A 25,769-nucleotide genomic window follows, 5' to 3' on the forward strand; every position below is an offset into this window, starting at 1 on the left:
TCATTCCTCTTTTGTGTATTCTAGTGAAATGACACAGATTTCTAAACACTACCAACTGATTTTATTGACGATTAGCTTAACTATTTGCTTTTTTAGTTTATCAGCAAATGATCGTGTTGAACTCAACATCTCATTGACTATATTTCAGCTTGAAGACAACGTCGTAAAGATAGAAAAGACAGTTACGCAAACTTCTCTCGCAAGCCTATTTCGTCACAGTAAGCAACAGGCCCGTTGGTTTTTCTCCGAAACAAACCATGAGCTCGTTGTTTCGTATAAAGTAGATGAATATTTTTATTCTGAACCCATTCATCACAACTGGTTCGATACTACTGCATCTGCAACTTATCGAACCAGCCAATGGAAGAAAAACATCGGCCAGTATCGGCAACTCGCACTTATCGGATAATTTCTCTTTTTTAGTATTGAAGAAACCTCAACTTAAATTATTAAAAGAGAATATTTATGAAAAATCTATTTTGTCGATGGCTTACGAAAGCCGTCTATCTGTGCTTAATTGTTTTTAGTACTCTTGCTTATAGCGATGAAAGGTTATCAGCAACACAGGTTACTGAGCTAATAAACCAAACGTTAGTAGTCTTCTCCGAAAACTACATTGATGCTAACGCAACTCAATATGTAAGTTCAGTCATCAGTTCTCGATTGGAACAGGGCGTATATAAAGACATCACCACACTGGCTGAGTTTGCTGAAGTTGTTGGTCGTGATATACGCAATATTTCAGGTGATGTACATCTTAGCTTAATGGTACAAAACCCTGATGAACCATTAACACATATCCTTCCCTCAAAGAGTGGCCGGTTTTCATATAATCATGCTTTTGAAGAAGTAAAATATATATATGGAAATATTGGCTATTTAAAACTTAATAAGTTTCACCCGGCTGAAAATGCGCTTAAAACGGCAGATACTGCATTTTCTTTTCTGCAAAACAGTGATGGTTTAATTATTGATTTGCGAGATACAATTGGTGGCTCTCCTAAGCTAGTGCAACATATGCTCAGCTATTTTTTCGACTCAGGTACAGTGCTCTGGACGGTTGAAAAAAGAGATAACTCACTCAATGATATCATTACCGTTGAAGCAACACCTGTTCACAAGCGTTTTGTGAAAGATTTTCCTGTTTGGCTGCTAACTAGCCAAACTACAGCAAGTGCTTCTGAATTATTCGCAGGCGTTTTACAAGACAGAGGTAAGGCTAAAGTTATTGGCGGCGTAACTGCTGGTGCAGGCTTTTACGTTGGCGTAAGAAAGATTACAGATGAGCTAACATTTCGTATCTCTTTGGCTAAACCGACTTTACCTATTTCAGGGGAAAACTGGGAAAAGAAAGGAATCCAGCCAGATTTTCATACAGATCCTATTGATGCATTTGATGCTGCATTTGCTAAATCTTTAGGTGCTAAATAAATCGAGTAAATAGCCCAAGTTATATCTTGGGCTATGTATTAGGTAGCATTAAGGTTTTTAAATTAGATAGAACTTATTAGTTTTACCGAAATCAAAAGTTGGCCGCTAAAACCAAAAAGGAAGATATTGTACTGTTTAAAGCTCATCGTCAAAGTATATTCAACCCAAATACATCTCTCACTCGATGAAGCATAGTGTTGGTTCTGCTTTTTGAGATCTCACTTCCTGCTCGCAATATTTCAATAAGCTGTGCCTTGTCATTCAAGTAAAACTCCCTATGCTCTCGAATTGGCTTCAACAATTCTTGCAAGCATTCTTCAAGTATTTTCTTTGTTGTACCATCACCTAGGCCCCCACGTTGGTATGACTCTTTAAGTTTATTAACATACTCCTTGTCCGGATAGAACGCATCTAGATAAGTAAATACAATATTCCCCTCAACTTTACCTGGATCTTCAATTCTTAGGTGACTTGGGTCGGTGTACATACTATGAACAGCGGTTCTTATCTATTTTTCAGTAGCACCGAGGTTAATGGCGTTTCCCATTGTCTTACTCATTTTATTTTTGCCGTCAGTACTTGGTAGTCGTGACGCTTTACTTAACAATGGTTTACACTCGTTGAGTACAGACTTACCTGCCAATGAATTAATTTTTCTAACAATTTCATTCGTTTGCTCAAGCATTGGAAGCTGATCATCACCAACAGGAACTAGTGAAGCATTAAATGCGGTAATATCAGCAGCTTGAGAAATTGGATATGTTAAGAAGCCTGTAGGAACAGAGCGATTAAAGCCTTTGCTTTTTATCTCACTCTTTACTGTTGGGTTGCGCTCAAGTCTTGAAATGGTTACTAAGTTACTATAGTACATTGTTAACTCAGCAAGAGCAGGTAGCTGTGATTGCAAGCAAATAGTAGTTTTCAGAGGGTCTATTCCAACAGCTAAGTAGTCAGCCACTACATTTAAAATGTTGGATGACACCTTTGATGGCTTATGTGCATTGTCAGTCAGTCCCTGAATATCAGCGACGAGGATTGTTTGGTCGTGTTCGTTTTGTAAAGATACACGTTTCTTCAGCGAACCAACATAATGGCCTAGATGAAGAGGACCAGTCGCTCTGTCGCCAGTTAGTATGGTTTCTCGTTTAGTGTTGGTTTGATTGTTCATGAAATATCTCCGAGTGAATAAAATGTGCTACTGGAGATATAAAGAACATACATACTTAGCCACCTTCCAGCAGCAAAAGAATGTACGAATTCCGTGCCGCTCAGAGTGAGCGCCACCAATTAGAAAAAATAGTATTAAGAAGTGTCTTATTCATAAACTAAAGCGTATCAAAATATATGGAGGGCCTCAATCAATTCGAGGAAAGTAATGTAAACACCAATGAAAGAAATTAATTGATTATTGGTGGCCTAATACCCATACCACATTTCGGTTCGAGTCCAGGTGGGGCCACCATTTTTTCTACTGTTCCATGTTACTAACTACTAACCAAGCCCTTTTGGTATTTTTCCTGTTTTCTTTACCGTATTATCATTTTGTTAGCTATATTTTTAGTGTTTACGTTTTAGCTTACCTGTGCGCGGGCTAGTATAAAGCACGAAAACAGGCTCTGAAAAAAGAGATGCAAAAGCTCAGCCAGGCTGAGCTTGTTGAATCACTTGCAAAACTAACTCACAGCAACCCAATAACCCTTCTCATAACGCTGAACGGTTTGACCATCCAGTGCCAGCGCTAGTAAATACAGCCATTCGTTTTCAATCAGCTGTTTCACCACTTCATGCTCGGCCATGATTTGCTCAAGTACCTCTGTGTTGGCGCGCACAATCACACTTAGGCGCTGTGGTGTGTGCATCCACTGCTCGCCATTGTGCAATGATTGAATGGGTAGGCCAATGCGTAAATCGCCGCCATTACCCTCGAACACCCCGATCCTGCCGCCTACGGCATTGTGCAATACCTTGTTGCCGCTGCCATATTTGTGGTTGTCGGTAACTGAAGCGTTGTATTGCATATTAATCCAGTTGGTCACCAGCATGGGAGCGGTTAAAATTGCGGTTAGCTGGCTGGCATCAGGGTCTTGCTCACATTGGTATTCGTGTAAAAATACCCGCCCTTGTAAGTCTAACCCTTGAGTGCTGGCTCGGGGCGCGATAATAAAGGCGGCATTATTGGCTAACCCCCACTCGGGGCGGACTTGCGACCAATCTTTGGTGCGCTTAGTAAATTGCTTTTCAAGCTGGGCTGCGGTTAATGAGTCTGGATTTAACGCCAGAGTTTGAGCGCGCTCAACCCGTGCCTGGTGGGAAGCCTGTTGCAGCCAATTGCTCACGCCTTCACCCACTGCAGCATAGGTGGTAATGGCCTCGGTGGTGGTATTATGCAGCGCGGCAATAAACTGAGTGTGCTCCGGAATGGTTACCCCCAGCAAACTGAGCTCGGCTCTCACCGCGCTATCGTTAAGTAATTGTGCTAATACCTTTACGTTTACCTCACCAGACTGGCCGCCACACGCACCACATTGCAGTCCGGCTTCGTGTAAATTATTGGTGGTTGTGGCACCATGTCCCACCAGCAGCACCGTGGGGGCAAACTCGTTTAAACCAATGCCAGCCAGGATCCCCGCGGCCAGTTGCGCTTGCTCGGCTGCGGTAATATCACGCTCTCCCTCTTTTAACTGCCACGCTTTGCCGTCAATATGACCATCAACGGGGTGCTCTGCGCCGTGGCGACCAAACACCTTATTTAGCAGCTGATAAAAGTAACTGACCCCCATGGATTCCACCATAGAAAAAGACGCGGCAGCCGAGTGTGACCAGCTTTGCCAGCGGCTCGCCTGTTGGCGGTGGTTTTTTAGGTTGCTGTCTGCTGCAGTTTGCACCGCCGTTAAAGGCGCTTTAAGCAATCCCGGAAGCTGAGGTCGTGTAAACCGACTTTGCTCGGCTTGATACTCAATGGGCAAGCCAAAAAAGCCTGCATACCCTAATGTTTGTACTTCGCCAGATTGAGCTTCTAAAGCGCGGCGAATTACCTCAGAGCGCACATCGATACAAAACGCAGCTTGTAAGCGAGGTTTAGCCTGCTCTTGAAGCTGTTTGTTTTGTAGTTGCTTACAAAGGCCTGCTTGATAGCTGAGCTCCAACGCTCGCTGAAAAACCATACGTGGCTGCAACGCCTTTTTATGTTCGGCAACAATTTCGGCTAATTGCAGTTTTTGCTTACTCCAGTGGTATTGAATGCGCGTAAAGGTAGTGGGATGGCGGTCACTGACGTATTGCCAAATCACCAGCTCCCAAGCCATTCGAATTGCTAGCAAAGCTTGCATGTCTGACTCGGGAGCTTGATTTAAATCCGCTTGCCAGCGCTCATAGGCGGCCCACGATGCCCAACCATTAATATCCAGCAATAACATATGGGCGTAATCACTGAGCTCGGTAAAATCCACCCCTAAGGTATCAATGGCCTGTGCTAACAAGGCTTCTGGCTCTGTGGGCAGGCGCTTAAAATACTCAACTAAGCCAGACTCTGCCATCACAATGCTAATGCCTAAATCACGCGATACGGTTTCGTGCCAATGGCGATATAAGCACAGCTTCTCGGCATTTTGCGTTTGCTGTAACACCGGCTGCACTTGCTGATAGTGGGCGGCACAAAACTGACTGATCTGATGGCTTATTTCTTCTTGCCACGGCATTTTATGCTGTGAGCGGTGGCGGTCAAATAAATCCGCAAGGGTATGCCAGTGGGGCAGGTCGTTGCACTGGCTGGTTTTCAGCCAATTGAGCAACTCTCGCGGCGACTTATTAAGTTGATAGTGCTTAGCCGCGGCCAGTAAGCCCGCTTCGGTGATCTCCCCTTGCTGCCACTGTTGTAAATAAAAAGCGATGGGCATCAGCATGCGCACCTGTGCCAATGCGCTCATTTTGGTGGCCACATTATCAAACAGCTGCTCGCGCATTCCCCAAAAAGGATTCACTGCGATTAACTGATCTAATGGCCAAGTCGGTGCAATGCGCTGCTCTGCAGCATTTAACTGCTCTAACTGCGGTGCAGATAATTCAAGCTCAGGTGACGTTAACGGTGTCGCTGACATTATTTTTGCTCCTCATGAGTGGCAACATAATGGTGCATCGCAAGACGCTTCTGTTTTTTACTGGTGGGTAAGTGCACTGGCCAAAGCAAGATAGTCAAGCGCGTCATCCATTCATCGAGATACAAGCCAGCATACAAAGCTCGTGACATGCGCTGCACTTTGGCAGAGCCGGCGCGGTAATAAAGCAGATAGTTCACCACAATTAAGCTTATCACCAGCAGCATGACCCAAATATCGGCGGCGCCAAGAGCCTCAGCTCTGAGCTCACTAGGTAGCGTTACAGCAAAGGAGAAAAGCCATTTTTGTACGCTGTAAGCTCCTAATAACAAGGCGGCAACCATCACAATACGCACATAACTGCTCAGCGCTTGCTGTTCAAAACGCAGTGCCAGCCATACCGTAAGGGCACCGTTAAACAACACCCAAATACTCACAGGCCCGTGATAATTAATCAGCAGCGCGCCCGTTACGGTGATCGCGGTTGCCATGACCAAACTGAAAAACCATTGCCACAGTGTCGGCTCCGTCTGCGCACATAGACGGCGTTTTAAGTCTTCGTGCACCCATTGGCTTGAGTTTAAAAAGGCATGGGCTTTGTAAGCAGAGTGGGCTAACAAATGCAGTAACGCCAGCTCGTATAATCCCAAAGCACACTCCACCAGCATTAAGCCCATCTGAGCACTGGTAGACCAAGCTAAACGCACTTTAAGGCTGATCCGGGTGGTCATAATCAATGCCGCTAGCAAGGTGGTGAAACCAGCCACTACCAGCAGTAACCACTTTGCCGCTGGCACATTTAGCACTAGAGGGCCGAACAGCATAATCAAAAAACCACCGAGATTAATAATGCCAGCATGGAGTAGCGCACTGACTGGGGTTGGTGATTCCACCACTTGCATAAGCCAACCATGCACCGGTAACTGTGCACACTTAATTAGCGCCACTAAGGCCAGTAAAATAGCCGCGGTTTGCTCTAAGGGCTGCAATTCCCCTGTATGTTGAGCGTAATACGCAGTGATAGTGCTGATCTGTAGGCTGTCGGTGCTGAGGTATAAGCAGATAAATGCCGTCAGTAGGGCTCCCTCGGCTAGGCGCGCTAAGATAAACTTTTTATGGGCTGCCAAGGCGGCGCGAGGACGGTTTGGATAGAATAACAGCAGTCGGTGCAAGCTTAAGCTAATGCCCATCCAGGCCAACCAAAAAAGCACTAGGTGGTCACTTAGCACCACCAATGACACACTAAACAGCGTGGTCAGTAAATTACGAAAGTAACGGCCTCTGTCTTTATCGCCATCGAGGTAATGAATGGAATAACGCAGCAGCACAAAGCTCATAAAGACAATTAAAGAGAGTATGGTTAAGCGCAATAACGACAGCTCAAACAGCACACTTAGCTTTGCGCTGTTTTGCCACCACGCTCCCCAAAGCAACAGCAGTAGCGTCAGGCTGGTTAATGAAAACAGATTGGTAGCCCGAAACAATGCGGTATTTTTTCGTTTTGGCTGCCCCATAAACCAGGCCGCCGCAATAAACAGTAACAGTAGTAAGACAACTAAAGCGTTTAATATCACGTGCTATCCCCTTTTTAGACTGTCGTTATTATTTCAGCCTTTCTAACTCAAGAAAAATAGATATAATTTAAGCATTCGTTCTGTTTTATGTATGGATTAGCAATGAGCCGACTGAATTACCATCATCTCTTTTACTTTTGGCAAGTGGCCAAAGTGGGCAATTTAACCCAGGCAGCAAAAGCCCTGCACATTTCCCAGTCGGCTCTTTCAGCGCAAATAAAGCAGCTTGAGCACAACATGGATGTGGCGTTATTTGAGCGGGTTGGTCGCCGCCTTATGCTTACCGATCAAGGCAAACATGTGCTCACCTACGCCAATGATATCTTCACCACAGGTCAAGAGTTAGAAGCGTTATTGAGTAAAGGAGTACAGTCGACCACACACATCACCATAGGGGTACTCACAACGCTATCGCGAAACTTTGTCGAGGCGTTTATAAGCCCCCTAATGCAGCGCAGTGATGTGCAAATAAAATTGCAAACCGGCAGCATGGCGGAATTACTAAACGGCTTAAGCAATTATGAAATCGATTTAGTACTTACCAACCGCACCGTCAACGCCGATACTTCCGACCCTTTTTGGCAGTGCCAACAGGTAGCGAAACAACCTCTCGCAATTATTGGGCCTCCAGAGCTGGACCCAAAAAGCACTTTCCCCTACGGTTTTGCCGATACTCGCTGGATATTACCGCCCAACAGTTCCGATTTGCGCACAGCTTTTAACGCCTTGTGTGCGCAATACCAATACTTCCCAGACATTCTCGCCGAAGTGGACGACATGGCAATGATGCGTCTGCTTGCACGTGATAGTGGCGCCGTTGCGGTACTGCCTGCGGTGGTCGTTAAAGATGAAATAGCGCAAGGGATCCTAAGTCAATATCAATCCCTGCCTGGTATTTATGAGTACTTTTATGCCATTTCCAGTCATAAAAAGGTGGTGCCAGAAGCGTTAAAAATGTTATTGCAACATGCTCACTTGTCAGTCCCAGATCTGTGACTCCAATCCCCAGAGCGTTCTTTTCTAATCAGTTAAAAGTATTAGAAAAAGTCCAATTTCACTGCTTACGTTAGCAATGCTGACTAATATCAAGATTTTTAGCCTAAGCACTTGACCATTTGGTGTTTATTTTGCAAGCTGAAGCTATTAGGAAAGAAGTTTTGATGGGGAAGTTCTGGTGTTTAAGCTAGCACACAACGGTAATATTTTAATGGATGTGAAGAGTGCTTCACCGCCAAGTGCTGCTTTTATTATCGAGGCACTGGAAAAGTCGCCGTATGCCGACTGCGAAATAGACCATGATGCCATTAACGCCTACTTTGACAGCGACTTTCCTGAAAGCCAGATTGTTGTTGCAAAACAATGTGATGCTGAATTTACAGTGACCCTCACCGATGACAAAATGCAAGCTTATGGCAAACTTGTCACCGCTAAGGGTGGCAAAAAAATAAGCCTCGATGACGCCAAAAAAGTCATTGTTAAAGCGGGAGTCAGTCGCGGTTACAAACAAGCCTATTTGGAGCAAATCCTCAGTAAGCAGTTTGAGCTGTCACCAGGCGAAGAGGCCTCAGGGCTCATTGCCCAAGGTCGGCCACCCCAAGATGGCCAAGCGGCAAAACTGCTCCCCCATGTGCAAACCTTAAAAGAGCGTCTTAAACAGCCGAAGTTACGAGAAGACGGCACCGTTGATATGCGCGACTTTGGTAAGTTAGCCAGTGTCGCTCCCGGCGACTTATTGGCAACCCAAAAACCGGCAACGCCAGGGAAAGAGGGCTTTACTGTTACCGGCGATACTATTGAAGCCAAAGCCGGAGAAAGCTTTCAATTAACTCCAGGAGAAGGCACCGAGATAAACCCCAACAATCCACTTGAGCTGATAGCAACCATTGCTGGCTGCCCCTCAGATATTGCCAATGGCATGCGGGTTGATGATGTCTTTACCATTGCCGACGTCAATGTTAAAAGTGGCCACGTTGACTTTAATGGCAGCGTTATTGTTACCCACAATGTCGACCCTGGTATGAAAGTAACAGCCCAAGGTGATATCACTGTGATGGGCACGGTGGAATCGGGACAGCTCGTAGCTGGCGGGAATATTGAAGTAAAAGGCGGCGTAATTGGTCACTTAGATCACCAAAATAACGATCAAAGCCTCACCTGCCAATTGATCGCCAAAGGCAATATCGACATTGCCCATGGCCAATACACCTACCTTGAAGGTGACAACGTCTTTATCAGTAAGCAAAGTAACCATTGCGATATTAAAGCCAATAAGCTTATTCAAGTGGGTACCGGTGAGCATCCAAACGGTAAACTTATTGGTGGTACCATCGTTGATGCACAAATGGTGGTGGCAGGAGAAATAGGCAGTGAGTCTGGTGCTAAGATGATGGTGTACTTAGCCCGTAAAGGCCTCAAGATCACCGAAGACACCGACCAATTATTTAAAGAAGTGGCGGCCACTAATGAATCATTAGATCAGCTTCAACAAGCCATTGAAAAAGCAGAGCTAGTTAAAGATAACGAGAAAAAGCAGCAGCTTAAAACCAAGATCGGCGCCACACAAATGCATTACTGCCAACAGGCAGAGCAGCTAGAAAAGCAATTAAGTCAGCTTGAGCAAGAGCTTCATGCCCTGCTTGAAGGCACTAAGCTCTCTGCTAATAAAGCACTGCACAGTGGTGTGGAGATCCATATTTTCGACCGCGTTCAAAAGACCACTCGCAGCTACCCGCCCTGCACTGCCACACTGCAAGAAAGCAAAGTAAAAATCGACTTTAAGACCGCGGGTCAATAAACAAGCTCGCTACAATGACATAAAAAAAGCCACTTAATAGCGGCTTTTTACTATCAATTACAAACTATTAGTTGGTTGATGGTAACTCCATGATGCCATCAATTTCAATTTGTGCGCCTTTCGGTAGCTCTTTAACCCCAATCGCCGCACGGGCTGGGTAAGGCGTTCTAAAGTACTGTGACATAATCTCGTTAACGGTAGCGAAGTTGCTTAAATCCGTTAAGAAAATATTTACTTTGACCATATCTTGCAGCTCACCACCAGCCTCTTCACAAACCGCAATGAGGTTCTTAAATACTTGGTGGGTTTGCTCAGCAAAATCTTCAGAAATAAATTCCATGGTCTCTGGCACCAGTGGGATCTGACCAGACAAATAAACCGCAGTGCCTACTTTTACCGCTTGGTTATAAGTCCCAATGGCAGCAGGTGCTTTGTCTGTTGATATAATTGCTTTGTTCATTCGTTTTCCTTTATTTTTTACGGTATACGCGCTGTACGTCTGGCATCACTCGGATCCGTCGCATAATGTCGGCGACATGAACTCGGTTTTTCACTGTGACGCCAAAATCAATCACGTATAAATTACTTTCTTTCTCTTCCGTTGCGATCTCAACAATATTCGCTTGCGCGGCAGCCACCACATTGGTTAGCTTAGCCAGCGCACCTTGATGGTTAATGATCTCAACTCGCAGAGCGGCGATGTATTCTTTCTCTGGGTTGTCTTCCCATTTCACTACGAAATACTTCGAGCGTTCGTTTTGCCAACCCTTAATATTTTTACACTCTTGGCGGTGAACCATAAGCCCTTTGCCTTGGCTCACATACGCCGTGATCTCATCTCCAGGCACCGGGCGGCAACACTTGGCATACGTTACCAACATGCCCTCAGTACCGATGATAGCGGCTTTGGCGTCTTTGGCGATGTCTTCTACGGCTTTGTCATCTTGCAGCAAGCGCTTAGCAATCAAGAGGCTCATAATGTTGCCGCTGCCAATTTCCACTAACAGCTCCAACAGTGTATTTAAACTGTGCTCGGCCAGCACACTGTCGATTTGCTCTTGTGGAATATCTTCCAGCTTGTATTCGCCAAGAGCTGAGTCGAGTAACCGGCGACCTAACTGAATCGCTTCTTCTTGTTGCTGACTCTTGAGGTAATTGCGGATCCCTAAGCGCGCCTTGCCAGTCACCACGAAGTTTAACCAAGTGGCATTGGGGTGTGCGCCTGAGCTGGTGATCACCTCAACGGTTTGTCCTGTGTCTAAGGCTTTACTTAACGGATATGGTTTGCGATTTACTCGTGCGCCAACACAGGTATTACCCACGTCGGTATGTACTGCATAGGCAAAATCGACCGCGGTTGCGCCCATTGGCAACTCAACAATGCGACCATCCGGAGTAAAGACATAAATTTCTTCTGGGAACAATTCGGTTTTGACGTTTTCCACAAACTCAAACGACGATCCAGCACTTTGTTGCAGCTCAAGTAAGCTCTGCATCCATTGCCTTGCACGTTGCTGCGCGGTATGGCCGGCGTTATCGCCCGCTTTTTTATACATCCAGTGGGCAGCAACCCCTTTGTCTGCCATGTGATCCATGTCATGGGTTCGAATTTGGATCTCAACCGGAATACCATGTGGCCCAACTAATGAGGTATGCAATGACTGATAACCATTGGTTTTAGGCACGGCAATGTAGTCTTTAAAGCGGGTTTCAATGGGTTTATAGAGGTTGTGGGCAACACCCAGTACACGATAACAAGTATCTAAACTATCAACGTTAATACGGAAGGCGTAAATGTCCATCACTTCGTTGAACATCAGCTCTTTATTGAGCATCTTACGGTAAATACTGTATAAATGCTTTTCGCGGCCGCTGACTGAACCTACAATGCCCGCCTCTTCTAGGCGTGACTCGATTTCCGATTGGATGTTGCTGATCACTTCTTTACGATTACCCCGCGCTTTGGCTACTTCAGAACGGAGTGCACGATAACGCATTGGGTAAAGTGCCTGAAAACCGAGATCTTCAAGCTCATTTTTAATATCGTGAATACCTAAACGATTGGCAATTGGTGCGTAAATTTCTAACGTTTCACGAGCAATACGACGGCGCTTATCAGGGCGCAGTGCACCTAAGGTGCGCATATTGTGAGTGCGGTCGGCAAGTTTAATGAGGATCACCCGAATATCTTGGGTCATCGCCATGATCATTTTGCGGTAGTTTTCGGCTTGGAATTCTTTTTTGTCTTTAAAGCTGAGTTTATCAAGCTTCGACACGCCTTCAACCAGTTCCGCCACGGTTTCACCAAAGATCTCCGCCAAGTCATCTTGGCTAAAGTCAGTGTCTTCAATAACATCGTGCATTAACGCCGCCATTAAAGTTTCATGGTCAAGGCGCATGCTAGCAAGTATTTGCGTAACTTCAACGGGGTGCGTGATATAAGGCTCACCACTTGAGCGCGTCTGTCCCTCATGGGCTTCTCTGGCTACCACGTAGGCTTTTTGCACCAGCTCAACGTCTTCTGGCGACAGATATTCTGATATTTTCTTTTTTAGGCCTTCAAACAGATACATTCACACTCCAATGTTCCTCAGAAGCTACGCGCAGCAGCCAAGCTTTATAGGTTATAGCAATAGAATATACGACGAAACACCCGCAATGCCAATGACCAATTAGCCGCAGTCACAGTATCTTCATCGAGAAAAAATGCGTGGTGTTAAAAAGAATAATGCCAGCAAAAGCTGGCATTATTACTCGTATACTAAGGTATAGTGCGGTTGGTTTAGCGATTGCCACCAACGATTGCAGCTACAGCAGCCATTTCCGCTGCTTCTTGGTTTTGCTGCTCTTCACGGTCGATGATATCAAGCGAGTCCGTAGTCACAAAACCTTCCTCAATTTCACGTAGCGCGATTACGGTTGGCTTGTCGTTTTCAGCTTCAACCATAGGATCTTTACCGCCTACAGAAATTTGGCGAGCGCGACGCGCTGCTACTAAAATCAAGTCAAAGCGGTTACCAATTTTATCTACTGCATCTTCTACAGTTACGCGAGCCATCGAAGCACTCCAAATTCAGTTCATTTTGCAAAAAGCTAGTTTACTGTATGTCTAGCCTTTCGCCAAGTATTGATGATTAAAAAACCTGACTTTCAGCTAAGTTTTATCTTATTTTAGCAGTTCGGCGATTAAGTCTTGGTGACGCACTTTTTGTGCCTGCTGTTCTAACCGAGCTGCCAGCACAATGTGCTCAAGCTCTTTGCGGGCTTGGTCAAAATCGTCGTTGACCAGAATATAATCAAACTCATCATAATGCGAGCTTTCCGACTTTGCCTCGGCCATACGCCCAGCAATGACCTCTTGTGAGTCTTGTCCACGGCCGTTTAAGCGCTGCTCTAGCTCAGCAGTGGAAGGCGGTAATATAAAAATGGTTTTCACCTCGGGCATCAGCTCACGCACTTGGCGCGCCCCTTGCCAATCAATATCTAAAAACACATCGATGCCAGCTGCCAGCTGCTCCTCAATGGCTTTTTTCGAGGTACCATAGTAATTTTCGAATACCTGCGCCCATTCAAAAAAGTCACCTTGCTCTATCAACTGTTTAAATTCATTTACCGAAACAAAGTGATAGTGCACGCCGTTTTCTTCACCAGGACGCGGAGCACGAGTGGTGTGAGACACCGACACTTTTATGTCTTGGTGCTGTTCCAACAAGGCTTTTATTAAACTCGATTTTCCGGCACCAGAAGGGGCCGAAAGGATAAATAAATTACCGTGTGTAGGTGCTGTCATAGTCGTTCTCAAGAGTCAGTGTGGGCCGAGAAAATACGCGTTTCTCGAGCCATCAGGTGCGCTAAAACTGGGGATTATACCGTCTTAACAAGTAAGAATACACTATCAATGGTGAGAAGAAAAAAGTGAGGAATAAACCGCGCATAATGTGTAACCCAGAAACCTATGCAACTGTGGTTTATTCCTCGAAATCAAAGGAGCAATGCGTTGTACTGTTTTGCTCTATATTTCAATCTAGCGCGGCATAAAGCCGCGCCTACAACAATATTCCATTGTAGCAGTGAGTTTGCCTTACGATTTCAAACCGCGCCTACAATAGCCCGTCCACACTGCGGCGAACTTCTTCTGGCCAAACTCCTACTTGCACCTGGCCAATGTGTTGCTTTTGCAAGAGCAACATCACTAGGCGTGACTGACCAATACCACCGCCTATGGTTTGCGGCAATTCACCGGCCACTAATTGTTGGTGCCATTCTAATTGTAACCGCGCTTGATCATCGGTTAGCTGTAATTGCCGTGCTAGGGAATCTGGGCACACTCGAACACCCATCGAAGAAATTTCAAAGGCATCTTCAAGCACCGGGTTCCAAACTAAAATATCGCCGTTTAACCCCTGATATTGCTCACACGTTGGCGTTGACCAATCATCGTAGTCTGGAGCGCGAACATCATGAATTTGGCCATCTCCCAGCGCCCCACCAATACCAATTAAAAACACCGCGCCGTACTCTTGTGCAATGGCTTTTTCGCGCTGCTTAGCGCTAAAATCAGGGTACATCTTACGCAGCGCTTCAGTGTGTACAAAAGTGATAGTGTCTGGCAAGAACGGTTCGAGACCAAATTCGTCTGCCACCACTTGTTCGGTTTTTTTTATTGCGCGGTATAAGGTTTCAACCGTTTCCTTTAATTTCGCAAGCGAGCGCTCTGAGTCGGCGCAAATAACCTTTTCCCAATCCCATTGATCCACATACACCGAGTGAATTGGCGACAGCTTATCTTCGTCCGGACGCAAGGCTTTCATATGGGTATATAACCCCTCCCCGACGGCGAAACCATAGTCACCTAGGGTCTTACGCTTCCACTTTGCCAAAGAGTGCACCACCTCAAATTGTGCTTCCGGCAAGGTTTTAACGTTTACTTTTACCGCTTGCTCATGACCACTGAGGTTATCCTGTATACCATCGCCAAGGCGGGCTAAAATAGGAGCCTGCACCTCGATTAATCCTAACTGTTCGGTTAACTGACTGGAAAACACTTGCTTAACGCGGGCGATTTGCTTTTGGCTTTCTTGATACTTGCTCAACATAATTCGGTCCTCATTCCCAATTATTCTTAACTGCTTGAGCTCATATTTAAAGAATCAAACAAAAAACGCAATAACCCATAACAAAAACAGCTTTACATAATTATTTTCAACAAAAATATGCTATAAATTTTAAATAATCCTTAATCAAGGTAGAGAAGTCCCATGGAAAATTACGAAATCGATAATTTAGATAAATCGATACTGCACGCATTAAAAGAAAATGCTCGCACGCCCTACGCCGAATTAGCAAAACGCTTTTCGGTGAGCGCCGGCACCATTCATGTTCGGGTAGAAAAAATGAAGCAGGCAGGCATTATCGAGGGCACTCAGGTAAGCATTAACGCCAAACAGTTAGGCTACGACGTGTGCTGTTTTATTGGCATTAACCTCAAACATGCCGGTGATTATCCTGGTGCCATTGCACAGTTAGAGGCGTTTGAAGAGGTGGTGGAAGCCTACTACACCACCGGTAATTACAGTATTTTTATTAAGGTGATGGCTCGCTCTATTGATCACTTGCAAGACGTCTTAATCAACAAGGTGCAAACCATAGAGTCCATTCAATCCACCGAAACCCTGATCTCGCTGCAAAACCCGATTCAGCGTACCGTTATGCCCTAGCCGCTTTTTTGTTATAATCGCGGCAGTTTTTTGATTAGAGTAGAAAATAGATGGCAGAGAAACGATTCCATCGAGTAAAAAGCGTGTTAGATAGACGCCAAACCGATCTCACGGTGTGTTTGGACGAAGTACACAAACACCACAACTTATCGGCTATCGTGCGTACCGCAGATGCCGTTGGCTGTCATCACATTCATGCAGTATGGCCACAAGAGCAACGCCGCCTCACCAACAACACCTCGGGTGGCAGTAAAAACTGGGTCGAAACCCACATGCATGAGCATATTGATGACGCGGTAGCGACGATCCGCGAACAAAATCCAGGGGTACAACTACTGGCGACCAACTTAAGCGACAGTGCCGTCGATTTTCGCGAGATTGATTATACTAAGCCTACCGCCATTATCGTTGGCCAAGAGCGCTTGGGAATTTCTGACCGTGCCCTTGAACATGCCGATCAGCACATTGTTATTCCGATGCAAGGCATGGTGCAGTCATTAAACGTGTCGGTGGCTGCAGCCCTTATTTTGTATGAAGCACAGCGCCAACGTGACGCTGCCGGTTTGTATCAGCGCACCGATATGATGGATCCTGTGGTCAAACATAAGTTGCTTTTTGAGGGCTGTCATCCAATTATAGCAACTCGTTGTCGCGACAAGGGATTGCCTTACCCGGCACTGGACGAACACGGTGAGATTGTCGCCGATGACACATTTTGGGATATTCTTAAGTTTAGTCAAAAGAAATAACTGCAATGGCGCTAGAGGATGAGCATGTCGACACCTAATTTGGCCACTTACCCCATTACCGATTTAAAAGGTGTGGGCCCAAAAGCCGCTGAGCGCCTTGCAAAGCTCGGTATTAAGTCGGTGCAAGACATGCTCTTTCACCTGCCGCTGCGATACGAAGACAGAGCCAGAACCTATCCGATCTGCGAGCTGCAACTGCACAGCCACGTGAGTATTGAAGGCGAAATAGAGCGCTGCGAGATAACCCAAGGTAAGCGGCGCATGCTGGTGTGCTATATCAATGATGGTACAGGTCGCATTGGCCTGCGTTTCTTTAACTTTAATGCCGCGCAAAAGAACGCCATGCAAGCAGGTAAAGTGATGCGCTGTTTTGGCGAGGTGCGCCGAGGCCGCTATGGCTTTGAAATGGCGCACCCAGAATACAGCATCAAAGAGTCGCGTTCGGCGCCAACCGATCCGGCACTGGCAACGCTAACACCGGTGTACCCTACCACCGAAGGGATGAAACAGTTAAGTATTCGCGCCATTGCCGATCAGGCTGTGGAACTGCTGCGTAAATACGACGTTCCAGATTACTTGCCACCACAATATCGACCGTCACAACAGAGCCTAAAAGACGCGTTATTATTGCTGCATCGCCCACCCCATGAAGTCAATCTATCGCAACTGGAATTAGGCCAGCACCCGGCACAAGCGCGGTTAGCGTTTGAAGAACTGCTCGCGCAAAACCTCAGCCTGCTACAGCTGAGGCAAAAAGGCCAAGCGGTAAAAGCGGTTTCCTTGCCGCCAAGCCACCCCTTAGAGGCACGGTTTTTAGCCACCTTGCCATTTGCGCCAACCAATGCCCAAAGCCGTGTGGTGGCCGAAGTAAAAGGCGATTTACAACATCCTTATCCGATGATGCGCTTAGTCCAAGGGGACGTAGGTTCAGGGAAAACCTTAGTGGCGGCATTAAGTGCGTTAACTGCGATTGCCGAGGGCTATCAAGTGGCCTTGATGGCCCCCACCGAAATTTTATCTGAGCAGCATGGCCTTAATTTTGTTCGCTGGTTTCAGCCTTTGGGTATTGAAACCGTGTGGCTGGGTGGTAAAACCAAGGGCAAAGAGCGTGCCCAAGCACTGGAGCGCATCGCATCCGGGCAAGCGCAAATGGTGGTGGGTACTCATGCCCTGTTTCAAGAGCAGGTGCAGTTTGCCAATCTGGCACTGATCATTATTGATGAACAACACCGTTTTGGTGTCCATCAACGTTTAGCACTCAGAGAAAAAGGTAAGTTTGGCGACTGTTATCCTCACCAACTAGTAATGACTGCCACCCCCATTCCAAGAACCTTAGCAATGACGGCTTATGCCGATTTAGAAACCTCCATTATTGATGAGCTGCCTCCGGGGCGTACGCCTATTACCACTGTAGCGGTGCCCGATACCCGCCGTAGCGAGGTAATAGAAAAAGTAGAGCACGCCTGCAGCGCGGATAAGCGTCAGGTTTATTGGGTATGCACCTTAATTGATGAATCTGAGGCATTACAGTGTCAGGCTGCGGAAGATACCGCAAAAGAGCTCGCCGAGGCGCTGCCAGAGCTGGCAATTGCGCTGGTGCATGGGCGCATGAAAGCCGCCGAAAAACAAGCTATTATGGACGACTTTAAGCAAGGCAAAACGGATGTTTTGGTGGCCACAACGGTTATTGAGGTGGGCGTTGATGTGCCTAACGCCAGCTTAATCATTATTGAAAATCCAGAGCGCCTTGGCTTGGCGCAGCTTCACCAATTGCGTGGCCGCGTCGGTCGAGGGGATATCGCCTCACACTGCTTGCTTCTGTATCATGCGCCGCTTTCGGCTACGGCACAAAAGCGCTTAGGGGTACTTAGAGAAAGTAATGACGGTTTTGTGATTGCCGAGCGCGACTTGGAGATCCGCGGCCCAGGTGAAGTCCTTGGCACCAAACAAACCGGATTGGCGGAGCTGAAAATTGCCGATTTAAGTCGCGATAAACATTTATTACCCCAAGTAAGAAGCCTCGCATTCACCTTGCTTCAGCAACACGGTGATATTATTGAGCCCATCATTTTACGCTGGATGGGCGATCGTAGCGAGCTGGCCAGAGCCTAAGCCAGCTTGCAGCCTCACTGTGATTGCAGGGCGTAAAACAACCCTACTTGCCAATTTTTTCTGAACAAAAAACACTCACCACACGTAGGTATAATCATTAACCAAATCACTTTTTTGATTATAATTGAACTTCATTCGAACCTTATTCGTTTTTATACAGTAGAGAAGCTATGGCACCAGCACCTAAATACGATCAGCAAACTCAGCAGCGCATGATCCTCTCAGCTGCAGAGCAATGCATTAATGACTCCTCTGTGACCGACTTTACCATGGCCAAGGTGGCGGTCTGCGCCGGGCTATCCATGGGCTCGGTATATAAGTTTGTGCAATCAAAAGAAGACCTTGTATTGGCACTGGCCTGCGAGTCCTTTCGTCATGCATCGAGCATTTATGAGCAAGTGCTTTCCTTGCCACTGCATACCCCAGAGCGGGTGTTAGCGGTTTGCTTGGTTGCGCCAGAAAAAATGCAGCGCTTCGCATTTGATTACGATCTGCAATCGCTCTCTACCAATGAAGCGGTGATCCGCCGCGCCTCACCGTTTTGGACTGAAAAAGTGATCAACACCTGCGGCCGCTGTGAGGAGCTATTTAAGCAAACCTTACTGCAAAGTGTCGACGCCAAAGAGCTGCTCGACGTACCTAACCTAGATGAGATCATCGAAGAAATTATGATCAGCGGCTGGGCACTGAATGTTGGTCACGATCAAGTACAGCGGATCCAGCAAACCAAACAAATCACCCAAGGTAATGCATCATTACAAGCGCCCTTGGCTATTAACCACCCCATTATTCGTAGTGCAGTACGGCTATTAAACAGCTACCCTTGGCGATACCCCATCACTGATGAGTCACTGACTCGGATTGAAGGCGAGCTTGAAAAGCTTGAGCTGCGTTAAAGGACTAGAGGAGAAAGTATGAACATCAAGCGTTGGCTTAGTGCCAGTTTTATCATCATCATCGTCATTGCTGCACTGGGTTTGATAAAATTTAAACAAATACAAGCGGCTATTGCCTTTGGAGAATCTTTTCCCGAACCTTCAGCGGCGGTAAAAAGCACGTATGTCACCACCACAGAGCATCAACAATCGGTCAAAGTGGTGGGTCAGCTTCAGGCTCGCCAAACGCTCACCATTAGTAATGAATACCCAGGTTCCATCACCTACGTAGGATTTGCCCCAGGTGAGCAAGTAAGCGCCAATCAGGTGCTAATTAAACTCGATACCAGCATTGACGAAGCGGACTTGCAAGCAGCAAAAGCCCGAGTGAAGCTAGCCGGGTCCACCTACCAGCGCTTTAAAAAGCTATTGGCTGAGAAGCGCATTAGCCCAGATGAAGTTGACCGTGCAGCGGCAGAGGTCGCCGTTAATCAAGCGCAAGTACAACGACTAACAGCACTCATAGAAAAAAAGACCATTCGCGCTCCGTTTGCCGGGCAAACCGGTCTCGACCAATATCAATCAGGTCAGTTGCTTGATGCCAACAGTGCCATTACCACCTTGGTGGGCAATGACGACGCCATTTGGGTGGATTTTCAAGTGCCACAAACCCTGCCACAGCCAAAGCTGGGTGATAAGGTGAGCGTTAAAGTCGCAGGCAGCAACAGCTCCGTGGATGCCCAAGTCATTGCTAAAAATGCCGCGTTAGATATGGGCTCACGACAGCAAGGTTACCGCGCGCTACTGGCCAACCCAGCGGCAAAGTACAGCCATAACCAAATGGCTGCGGTATTCGTCCCGACCAAAACGGTGAAGGCCGCGGTGGTGCCAAGTAACGCCATTACCCGCAATCACTTTGGTGAATTTGTTTACCGCTTAGAAAAAGACCAACAACAAAATTGGCGGGCGAAACCGGTAAAGGTCACCCTAGGTGAAAAAGTGGCGGATCAGCAGCTGGTGTTATCGGGTTTATCTGGAGGCGAATTTATCGCCACCGAGGGCGCCTTTAAACTGCAAGAAGATTTGTTAGTTTATACCGAGCAAACCGCAGCAGCAGGACAGCAAAGCGAGGCGCAATAATGAGCTCATTACATGAAAACAAACCCTCATTGATGGATATTTTCATTAACCGTCCGGTGCTCGCGGTGGTGTTGTGTGTCTTGATTATTATTGCCGGAGTGAACGCCGCTCGTGATATTTCAATACAGCAGTATCCAAAAATAGAAAGCGCCTCTTTAGTGATAAATACCGTTTACACCGGTGCTGCCGCCGATGTGGTTAAAGGTTATGTCACAGAACCCATTGAGCGAGTAGCTTCAACGGTACCTGGGGTGGATTATGTTGATTCGGTGACTACCTCAGGACTGAGTAAAGTGACCGCTTGGTTAGAGCTCAATCACAATACCACCGATGCCCTAGCAGAACTCACCACTCGGTTGAATCAAATTAAGTTTGAACTGCCTACCGGTGCGGAAGATCCTGCGATTCAAATCGTGCGTACCGATAGCCCTTATGCGGTATTTTATCTTGATGTTGAATCACAAGGCCTTCCCCGCCATGAAGTGAGTGATTATTTAATTCGCAACGTGGTGCCTTCCATGTCGGATATCGACGGGGTGCAAAAGGTAACGTTGGAAGGTGGCCGCAACCCGGCCATGCGCGTTTTGCTCGACCCGGAAAAGCTCGCCATTTATGACTTAAGTGCCAGCGATGTCTATCGCGCCTTGCAGGCAAACAACACCATCGCCACCATAGGCTATAGTGAAAATAACCACCAACGTATTGATGTGATGGCCAATACTAGCCTGAAGAGCGTTGCCGAGTTTAAAAACTTAGTGGTCAAAGAAGTGGATGGCACCCAACTGACTCTAGATGCTGTGGCCGAGGTTAAAGTGGGTGAAGCTGAGGGCATGGTGACCGCGCGATTGGATTACCACGATACGGTATTTGTAGCCGTTTGGGCACTGCCAGGTGCCAATGAGATAGAAATTGGCGATGCCTTGTACGCTAAGCTCGATGAAATCAACACCCTGCTTCCCAATGGCATGCACATCACCATTGGTTACGATGGCACCCTTTACATGCGCGATTCCATAAAAGAAATTTTTACTACCCTAGCGGAAACCGTGTTATTGGTGGGCATTGTAGTAGTTGCCATGATGGGCTCATTTAGAACCGCCATGGTACCACTGGTGACGATCCCTATCTCGATCCTTGGCGCCATTGCGGTGATTTCTGTGGTGGGCTTTTCGCTCAACCTATTAACTATTTTAGCTATTGTCTTGTCGGTGGGATTGGTGGTAGATGATGCCATCGTGGTGGTAGAAAATGTCGCTCGCCATATGCGCGAAGGCAAGCCTCGCCTACAAGCAGCCTTGATCAGCTCAAGACAGTTATTAGTGCCAATTATTGCCATGACTCTGACCTTGGCGGCGGTGTATGCACCGATTGGTTTTTTAACCGGCCTGACGGGTTTCCTATTCCGTGAATTTGCCTTTACTTTGGCCATTGCGGTGCTGATCTCAGGCTTAGTGGCTATTACGTTGTCGCCCATCATGAGTGCTTATGTAAACCCCGAAGGAGGTAAAGAAGGCAAGTTTACTCAGCGCGTCAATGGCTATTTTGACCGCCTCCAAGCCTTTTATTCAAAAGCCTTAGATACACTCTTTCAGTGGCGACCACAGGTGTTTTTCATTGCCATTGTGTTTTCATTGTTATCAGCGCCGTTTTATATTTTGTCGCAAAAAGAGCTCGCGCCGATTGAAGACCAAAGCAGCATACAAGTGGTTGTAGAAGCGCCGCCGGAGTCTTCGCAAGCCTACACGGCGGAGAAAATGAATGACACCGCACGGGTTATGAATAACACCGAGGGGGCGCAGTTTACATGGCAAATACTCACCGCCGCAGCGGGCTTTGGTGGCGTTGAACTGGAGCCATTTGAGCAACGCGAACACTCAGTGCATGACTTACTTTATGACTTATATGGTCGTTTAGGCAGTGTCACCGGTCTTAGCCTATTCCCTATTCTGCCAGCCTCTTTACCCACCGCTGGTCAATTTGATGTTGAGTTAGTATTGCGCGCCAATGACGCCCCTGAAACCATGAAAAAGTACGCGGATGAAATCATAAAGCAGGCCAATGCCAGCGGTAGTTTTATGTTTGTAAACACCGATTTGAAACTCGACCTGCCTCAAGCTGAGCTTGAAATTGACCGTGAATTGGTTGCCGATTTGGGGTTAGATCTGGCAGCAGTGAACCAGCAGCTCAGCATTTATATGTCGAATAACTTTGCTAATTACTTTAACAAAGACGGTAAGGCCTATCGCGTGATCCCCATTGTCGGTGATAATCAGCGCTATAATCCTGAGAATATACTCAACATGCAGATCCGCACCGACAGCGGCGAACTGATCCCAGTTTCTGCTTTTGCCACCTTGCGCACCTTTACCAGCCCGCGAGTCTTGGGTTCGTTTAATCAACAAAGCTCGTTTCGTATTATGGCGGGAACATTGCCGCACATCACCAAAGAGCAAGGTCTATCGCAAGTTGAAGACATTGCTAAAGCGGTTTTACCGCAGTATTACTCAATTGATTATGCTGGTGAGTCGCGACAACTTAGAAAGGAAGGCAACACCATGGTAGGCGTATTACTGGTGGCGATGGTGGTGGTGTACTTTTTACTGACTATTCAATTCAATAGCTTGCGCGACCCACTGGTGGTGTTGTTGGGCTGTGCGCCGTTGGCACTGGCTGGGGCGTTAATGTTGCCATTTTTATCGTTAACCACGGTCAATATCTACAGCCAGATTGGCCTTATCACCCTCATTGGTCTTATTGCCAAAAATGGCATTTTGATTGTGGAGTTTGCCAACCACCTACAACTGGAAGGTAAATCGAAGTTCGACGCGGTAAAAGGCGCAGCCGCCACTCGTCTGAGACCAATCTTAATGACCACCGGCGCTACGGTGCTTGGCCACTTCCCACTGGTGCTGGTGACTGGCGCTGGTGCCGAGGCCCGAAATAGCATAGGCATTATTTTGGTGGCTGGGATGTTGATTGGTACTTTCTTTACCTTAATTGTGTTGCCACTGCTATATGAAAAGCTTGCCAGTGACCACCGTGGTGAGTTAGAAAGTGAGCAAGCGCTCAACGAGGCGCAATTCGCCAACCAGCTGTAGCGAATTAACCTGAGACACAGCGGCACGTAACTGAGCGGTTACGTGCCTTGTCTAGATTCAACTTATTGAAAAAAATAAAAATATGAAATTCTTACTCCCCTTCTTAAGCGCGCTATTAAGCGCCACCGCAAGCGCCAACCCGAGCGAAATAGAACTACCCGAAGTGATTGATCCCAGTGCAAAATACGTGTTTTATTCTCATGGTTTTATTGTCGAAGGGGATAACCCAAAGCCAGTCCATCAGCGCTTTGGCACCTATGACTTTCCGGCAATTAAGCAAGCCCTTGCCGATGAGTCATACACATTAATCGCTCAGCATCGTGCTGCGAATATCGCTCCACACCTGCACCGCGACGCACTCGTAAGCACCGTTGGGCGGCTGTTAGATGCTGGTGTTGCCGCTAGAAATATTACCTTAGTAGGCTTTTCTCGCGGTGGTGCGTTAACCATTATGGCCAGCGATAAGCTTAAAAACGCACAAATGAATTATGTGATTTTGGCCGGCTGCGCTGGCCTAGTAAAACGCCACGCCGACCTACAGCTGTTCGGCAATGTGCTTTCTATTTATGAAACCTCAGATAGCGTAGGCTCATGCGATTTTGTGCAAGCCCGAAGCCCTGCAATAAGCAGTTTTAGCGAAATAGCCATTAGCACCGGTAAAGAGCATGGCGCGTTTTATTTACCGCAGGAGCAGTGGTTGAGCCCAGTTAAAGAGTGGCTGAAATCGCGCTAAGTGATTGTTTAGTTAACAAGCCTGCCCACAGGCCCAGCCACAGCTCCAGGCATACTGGAAGTTATAACCGCCGAGCCAACCGGTTACATCGGTGACCTCACCAATAAAATACAGGCCTTTTTGCTTTTTAGCTTCAAAGGTTTTTGAGCTTAACTCGTCAGTATCCACACCACCTAAAGTGACTTCTGCGGTTCGGTAGCCTTCAGTGCCATTGGGCTTTATTTGCCATTGCGTGAGTGTTGTTGCTAGTAGGTCGATTTCACTGTGGCTAAGCTGGTTGGCATTTTTATCCGGGATACTGCCATCGTTAATCAGCGCTTCAATAAAACGCTTAGGCAACAGGGTGCAAAGTAGGTTCTTCAAGCTCTTTTGCCCCTGCTCCGTTCGCCACTGATGCAATTGCTCTGTAACATTCACATCAGGGAGTAAGTTAATACTAACATACTCTCCTGCTTCCCAGAATGAGCTGATTTGCAAAATCGAAGGACCAGAAAGGCCGCGGTGGGTAAACAAGATATTTTCTCGAAATTGCACTCCGCTCTCGCTAGTAACAAGACTGTCGATGCTGATCCCCGACAAACCATCAAAGCGTGCTTTGTCATGCTCATGCAGAGTAAAGGGCACCAACGCCGCGGTGGTAGGTAACACGCTTAAACCAAATTGCTCGGCAATTTTATACCCTATTGGTGTAGCACCGAGTTTCGGCATCGTTAATCCACCAGAGGCAACCACCAAGGACTCACAATTAAAGCGTTGGGTATTGGTGTTAACCAGATATCGGCCGTCTTCCGTTTGCTCTACTGACACAACTTCTTGGCGCAGGTGAACATCCACTCCGGCCCACTGGCATTCAGTCAGTAAAATATCGACAATGTCTTGCGCGCTGTTATCGCAAAACAGCTGTCCGAGTGTTTTGTGGTGATATTGCAACCCGTGTCGCTCTACCAGTTCGATAAAATCATGTTGGCTGTAGCGACTGAGACACGACTTCACAAAGTGGGGGTTTTTACAGAGGTAATTACTCGGCGACGCGTTTTCATTGGTAAAGTTACAGCGTCCGCCGCCACTGATAAGAATTTTACGGCCAGGCTTTTTGCCCATATCAACAACCGCCACCTTGCGACCGCGATAGCCTGCTTGTGCTGCACACATTAGCCCCGCGGCGCCTGCGCCAATAACAACGACATCTAGCTGCTGCATATATCTATTCTCACCACCCACTATTATTTGGCCCCTTGCCTACCAATGCCGTTTTGATGTCGTGACTTTAAAAAGCGAACCACTGACTAAATAGGCATCCGCTACAAAAATTAAAGCAAAAGCGAATTATACCCAGATAATGCCACAATTCACAGCAAGCCCTCTGCTGCAACTTGCCATTTACAAATGGATGGATGTAAAAACAATTAACACTGTAGCCATATTAACGCCCCAAAACAAACCATTAATAAC

Annotated in this window: 19 protein-coding genes and 1 pseudogene; 11 read left to right on the forward strand and 9 right to left on the reverse strand. The window is 46.9% G+C overall.

The features are described from left to right. Nucleotides 1–409, forward strand: a 409-nt coding sequence (locus ACNKW2_RS02795) for a hypothetical protein (protein ID WP_419147193.1), incomplete at its 5' end; no start/stop codon positions are given. Nucleotides 410–465: 56 nt separating this feature from the next. After that, a complete protein-coding gene (locus ACNKW2_RS02800; protein ID WP_419147194.1) occupies nt 466–1,431 on the forward strand; it encodes a S41 family peptidase in 966 nt (321 codons plus the stop codon). A 148-nt stretch (nt 1,432–1,579) separates the two neighbouring features. Here ACNKW2_RS02800 and trpS read toward each other — a convergent pair. The 3 genes and pseudogenes from trpS to ACNKW2_RS02815 form a co-directional block, all read right to left on the reverse strand. Continuing rightward, nucleotides 1,580–2,599 (reverse strand): annotated as a pseudogene (trpS, locus tag ACNKW2_RS02805) (tryptophan--tRNA ligase). A gap of 505 nt (nt 2,600–3,104) precedes the next feature. Then, nucleotides 3,105–5,528: a YbcC family protein gene (locus ACNKW2_RS02810; RefSeq protein WP_419147195.1), complete on the reverse strand. Its 2,424-nt coding sequence runs from the start codon at nt 5,526–5,528 to the stop codon at nt 3,105–3,107. Further along, nucleotides 5,528–7,099, reverse strand: coding sequence for an NADH-quinone oxidoreductase subunit L (locus tag ACNKW2_RS02815; protein ID WP_419147196.1), 1,572 nt, complete (start codon nt 7,097–7,099; stop codon nt 5,528–5,530). Before ACNKW2_RS02815 ends, ACNKW2_RS02810 begins: the two co-directional genes overlap by 1 nt. A 102-nt stretch (nt 7,100–7,201) precedes the next feature. Here ACNKW2_RS02815 and ACNKW2_RS02820 point away from each other — a divergent pair, with 102 nt between their 5' ends. Together ACNKW2_RS02820 and ACNKW2_RS02825 are read left to right on the forward strand one after the other, a co-directional pair. Then, nucleotides 7,202–8,095: a LysR family transcriptional regulator gene (locus ACNKW2_RS02820; RefSeq protein WP_419147197.1), complete on the forward strand. Its 894-nt coding sequence runs from the start codon at nt 7,202–7,204 to the stop codon at nt 8,093–8,095. 178 nt (nt 8,096–8,273) lie between these two features. Continuing rightward, the gene (locus tag ACNKW2_RS02825) at nt 8,274–9,893 is read left to right on the forward strand and encodes a FapA family protein (protein WP_419147198.1); all 1,620 of its coding nucleotides are present in this window, start codon (nt 8,274–8,276) and stop codon (nt 9,891–9,893) included. Between the two features lie 67 nt (nt 9,894–9,960). Here the strand turns inward: ACNKW2_RS02825 and ACNKW2_RS02830 are convergent, their stop codons facing one another. The 5 genes from ACNKW2_RS02830 to asnA all read right to left on the reverse strand — a co-directional run bounded on the left by ACNKW2_RS02830 (nt 9,961) and on the right by asnA (nt 14,989). Beyond that, the gene (locus ACNKW2_RS02830) at nt 9,961–10,353 is read right to left on the reverse strand and encodes a RidA family protein (RefSeq protein WP_336567596.1); all 393 of its coding nucleotides are present in this window, start codon (nt 10,351–10,353) and stop codon (nt 9,961–9,963) included. Nucleotides 10,354–10,363: 10 nt separating this feature from the next. After that, entirely contained in the window at nt 10,364–12,466 is a 2,103-nt protein-coding gene (gene spoT / locus ACNKW2_RS02835) for a bifunctional GTP diphosphokinase/guanosine-3',5'-bis pyrophosphate 3'-pyrophosphohydrolase (protein WP_419147199.1), read from the reverse strand. A gap of 209 nt (nt 12,467–12,675) precedes the next feature. Continuing rightward, nucleotides 12,676–12,951 carry a DNA-directed RNA polymerase subunit omega gene (gene rpoZ, locus ACNKW2_RS02840; RefSeq protein WP_336567599.1) on the reverse strand — a complete coding sequence of 92 codons (276 nt, stop codon included), beginning with the start codon at nt 12,949–12,951 and terminating at the stop codon, nt 12,676–12,678. A 108-nt stretch (nt 12,952–13,059) separates the two neighbouring features. Further along, the gene (gene gmk / locus ACNKW2_RS02845) at nt 13,060–13,683 is read right to left on the reverse strand and encodes a guanylate kinase (protein ID WP_419147200.1); all 624 of its coding nucleotides are present in this window, start codon (nt 13,681–13,683) and stop codon (nt 13,060–13,062) included. Between the two features lie 310 nt (nt 13,684–13,993). After that, nucleotides 13,994–14,989 carry an aspartate--ammonia ligase gene (gene asnA, locus ACNKW2_RS02850; protein ID WP_419147201.1) on the reverse strand — a complete coding sequence of 332 codons (996 nt, stop codon included), beginning with the start codon at nt 14,987–14,989 and terminating at the stop codon, nt 13,994–13,996. A gap of 162 nt (nt 14,990–15,151) precedes the next feature. Here asnA and asnC point away from each other — a divergent pair, with 162 nt between their 5' ends. The 7 genes from asnC to ACNKW2_RS02885 all read left to right on the forward strand — a co-directional run bounded on the left by asnC (nt 15,152) and on the right by ACNKW2_RS02885 (nt 24,317). Beyond that, nucleotides 15,152–15,610, forward strand: coding sequence for a transcriptional regulator AsnC (gene asnC, locus ACNKW2_RS02855; RefSeq protein WP_336567603.1), 459 nt, complete (start codon nt 15,152–15,154; stop codon nt 15,608–15,610). 50 nt (nt 15,611–15,660) lie between these two features. Next, nucleotides 15,661–16,359 (forward strand): tRNA (guanosine(18)-2'-O)-methyltransferase TrmH, encoded by a 699-nt coding sequence (gene trmH, locus ACNKW2_RS02860; protein ID WP_419147202.1) that lies wholly within the window; start codon nt 15,661–15,663, stop codon nt 16,357–16,359. Between the two features lie 24 nt (nt 16,360–16,383). Next, the gene (recG, locus tag ACNKW2_RS02865) at nt 16,384–18,471 is read left to right on the forward strand and encodes an ATP-dependent DNA helicase RecG (protein ID WP_419147203.1); all 2,088 of its coding nucleotides are present in this window, start codon (nt 16,384–16,386) and stop codon (nt 18,469–18,471) included. Nucleotides 18,472–18,641: 170 nt separating this feature from the next. Beyond that, a complete protein-coding gene (locus ACNKW2_RS02870; RefSeq protein ID WP_419147204.1) occupies nt 18,642–19,367 on the forward strand; it encodes a TetR/AcrR family transcriptional regulator in 726 nt (241 codons plus the stop codon). Between the two features lie 18 nt (nt 19,368–19,385). Further along, nucleotides 19,386–20,486, forward strand: a complete 1,101-nt coding sequence (locus ACNKW2_RS02875) for an efflux RND transporter periplasmic adaptor subunit (protein ID WP_419147205.1) — start codon at nt 19,386–19,388, stop codon at nt 20,484–20,486. Next, complete coding sequence (locus ACNKW2_RS02880; RefSeq protein ID WP_419147206.1) at nt 20,486–23,584, forward strand: efflux RND transporter permease subunit; 3,099 nt, start codon at nt 20,486–20,488, stop codon at nt 23,582–23,584. Before ACNKW2_RS02875 ends, ACNKW2_RS02880 begins: the two co-directional genes overlap by 1 nt. A gap of 82 nt (nt 23,585–23,666) precedes the next feature. Then, nucleotides 23,667–24,317 (forward strand): alpha/beta hydrolase, encoded by a 651-nt coding sequence (locus tag ACNKW2_RS02885; RefSeq protein WP_419147207.1) that lies wholly within the window; start codon nt 23,667–23,669, stop codon nt 24,315–24,317. Nucleotides 24,318–24,329: 12 nt separating this feature from the next. On the opposite strand, the gene ACNKW2_RS02890 is transcribed toward ACNKW2_RS02885, so the two are convergent. Further along, nucleotides 24,330–25,517 carry a BaiN/RdsA family NAD(P)/FAD-dependent oxidoreductase gene (locus ACNKW2_RS02890; RefSeq protein WP_419147208.1) on the reverse strand — a complete coding sequence of 396 codons (1,188 nt, stop codon included), beginning with the start codon at nt 25,515–25,517 and terminating at the stop codon, nt 24,330–24,332. Between the last annotated feature and the right edge of the window lie 252 nt (nt 25,518–25,769).

This window comes from Pseudoalteromonas 'SMAR' (assembly GCF_048515945.1).
GTDB lineage: Bacteria > Pseudomonadota > Gammaproteobacteria > Enterobacterales > Alteromonadaceae > Pseudoalteromonas.

Excerpts from the sequence above, each read along its gene's own strand:
- ACNKW2_RS02800 (WP_419147194.1), top strand. The coding sequence starts at position 466 with ATGAAAAATCTATTTTGTCGATGGCTTACGAAAGCCGTCTATCTGTGC.
- ACNKW2_RS02810 (WP_419147195.1), bottom strand. The coding sequence starts at position 5,528 with ATGTCAGCGACACCGTTAACGTCACCTGAGCTTGAATTATCTGCACCG.
- ACNKW2_RS02820 (WP_419147197.1), top strand. The coding sequence starts at position 7,202 with ATGAGCCGACTGAATTACCATCATCTCTTTTACTTTTGGCAAGTGGCC.
- ACNKW2_RS02830 (WP_336567596.1), bottom strand. The coding sequence starts at position 10,353 with ATGAACAAAGCAATTATATCAACAGACAAAGCACCTGCTGCCATTGGG.
- spoT (WP_419147199.1), bottom strand. The coding sequence starts at position 12,466 with ATGTATCTGTTTGAAGGCCTAAAAAAGAAAATATCAGAATATCTGTCG.
- rpoZ (WP_336567599.1), bottom strand. The coding sequence starts at position 12,951 with ATGGCTCGCGTAACTGTAGAAGATGCAGTAGATAAAATTGGTAACCGC.
- gmk (WP_419147200.1), bottom strand. The coding sequence starts at position 13,683 with ATGACAGCACCTACACACGGTAATTTATTTATCCTTTCGGCCCCTTCT.
- asnA (WP_419147201.1), bottom strand. The coding sequence starts at position 14,989 with ATGTTGAGCAAGTATCAAGAAAGCCAAAAGCAAATCGCCCGCGTTAAG.
- asnC (WP_336567603.1), top strand. The coding sequence starts at position 15,152 with ATGGAAAATTACGAAATCGATAATTTAGATAAATCGATACTGCACGCA.
- trmH (WP_419147202.1), top strand. The coding sequence starts at position 15,661 with ATGGCAGAGAAACGATTCCATCGAGTAAAAAGCGTGTTAGATAGACGC.
- recG (WP_419147203.1), top strand. The coding sequence starts at position 16,384 with ATGTCGACACCTAATTTGGCCACTTACCCCATTACCGATTTAAAAGGT.
- ACNKW2_RS02870 (WP_419147204.1), top strand. The coding sequence starts at position 18,642 with ATGGCACCAGCACCTAAATACGATCAGCAAACTCAGCAGCGCATGATC.
- ACNKW2_RS02875 (WP_419147205.1), top strand. The coding sequence starts at position 19,386 with ATGAACATCAAGCGTTGGCTTAGTGCCAGTTTTATCATCATCATCGTC.
- ACNKW2_RS02880 (WP_419147206.1), top strand. The coding sequence starts at position 20,486 with ATGAGCTCATTACATGAAAACAAACCCTCATTGATGGATATTTTCATT.
- ACNKW2_RS02885 (WP_419147207.1), top strand. The coding sequence starts at position 23,667 with ATGAAATTCTTACTCCCCTTCTTAAGCGCGCTATTAAGCGCCACCGCA.
- ACNKW2_RS02890 (WP_419147208.1), bottom strand. The coding sequence starts at position 25,517 with ATGCAGCAGCTAGATGTCGTTGTTATTGGCGCAGGCGCCGCGGGGCTA.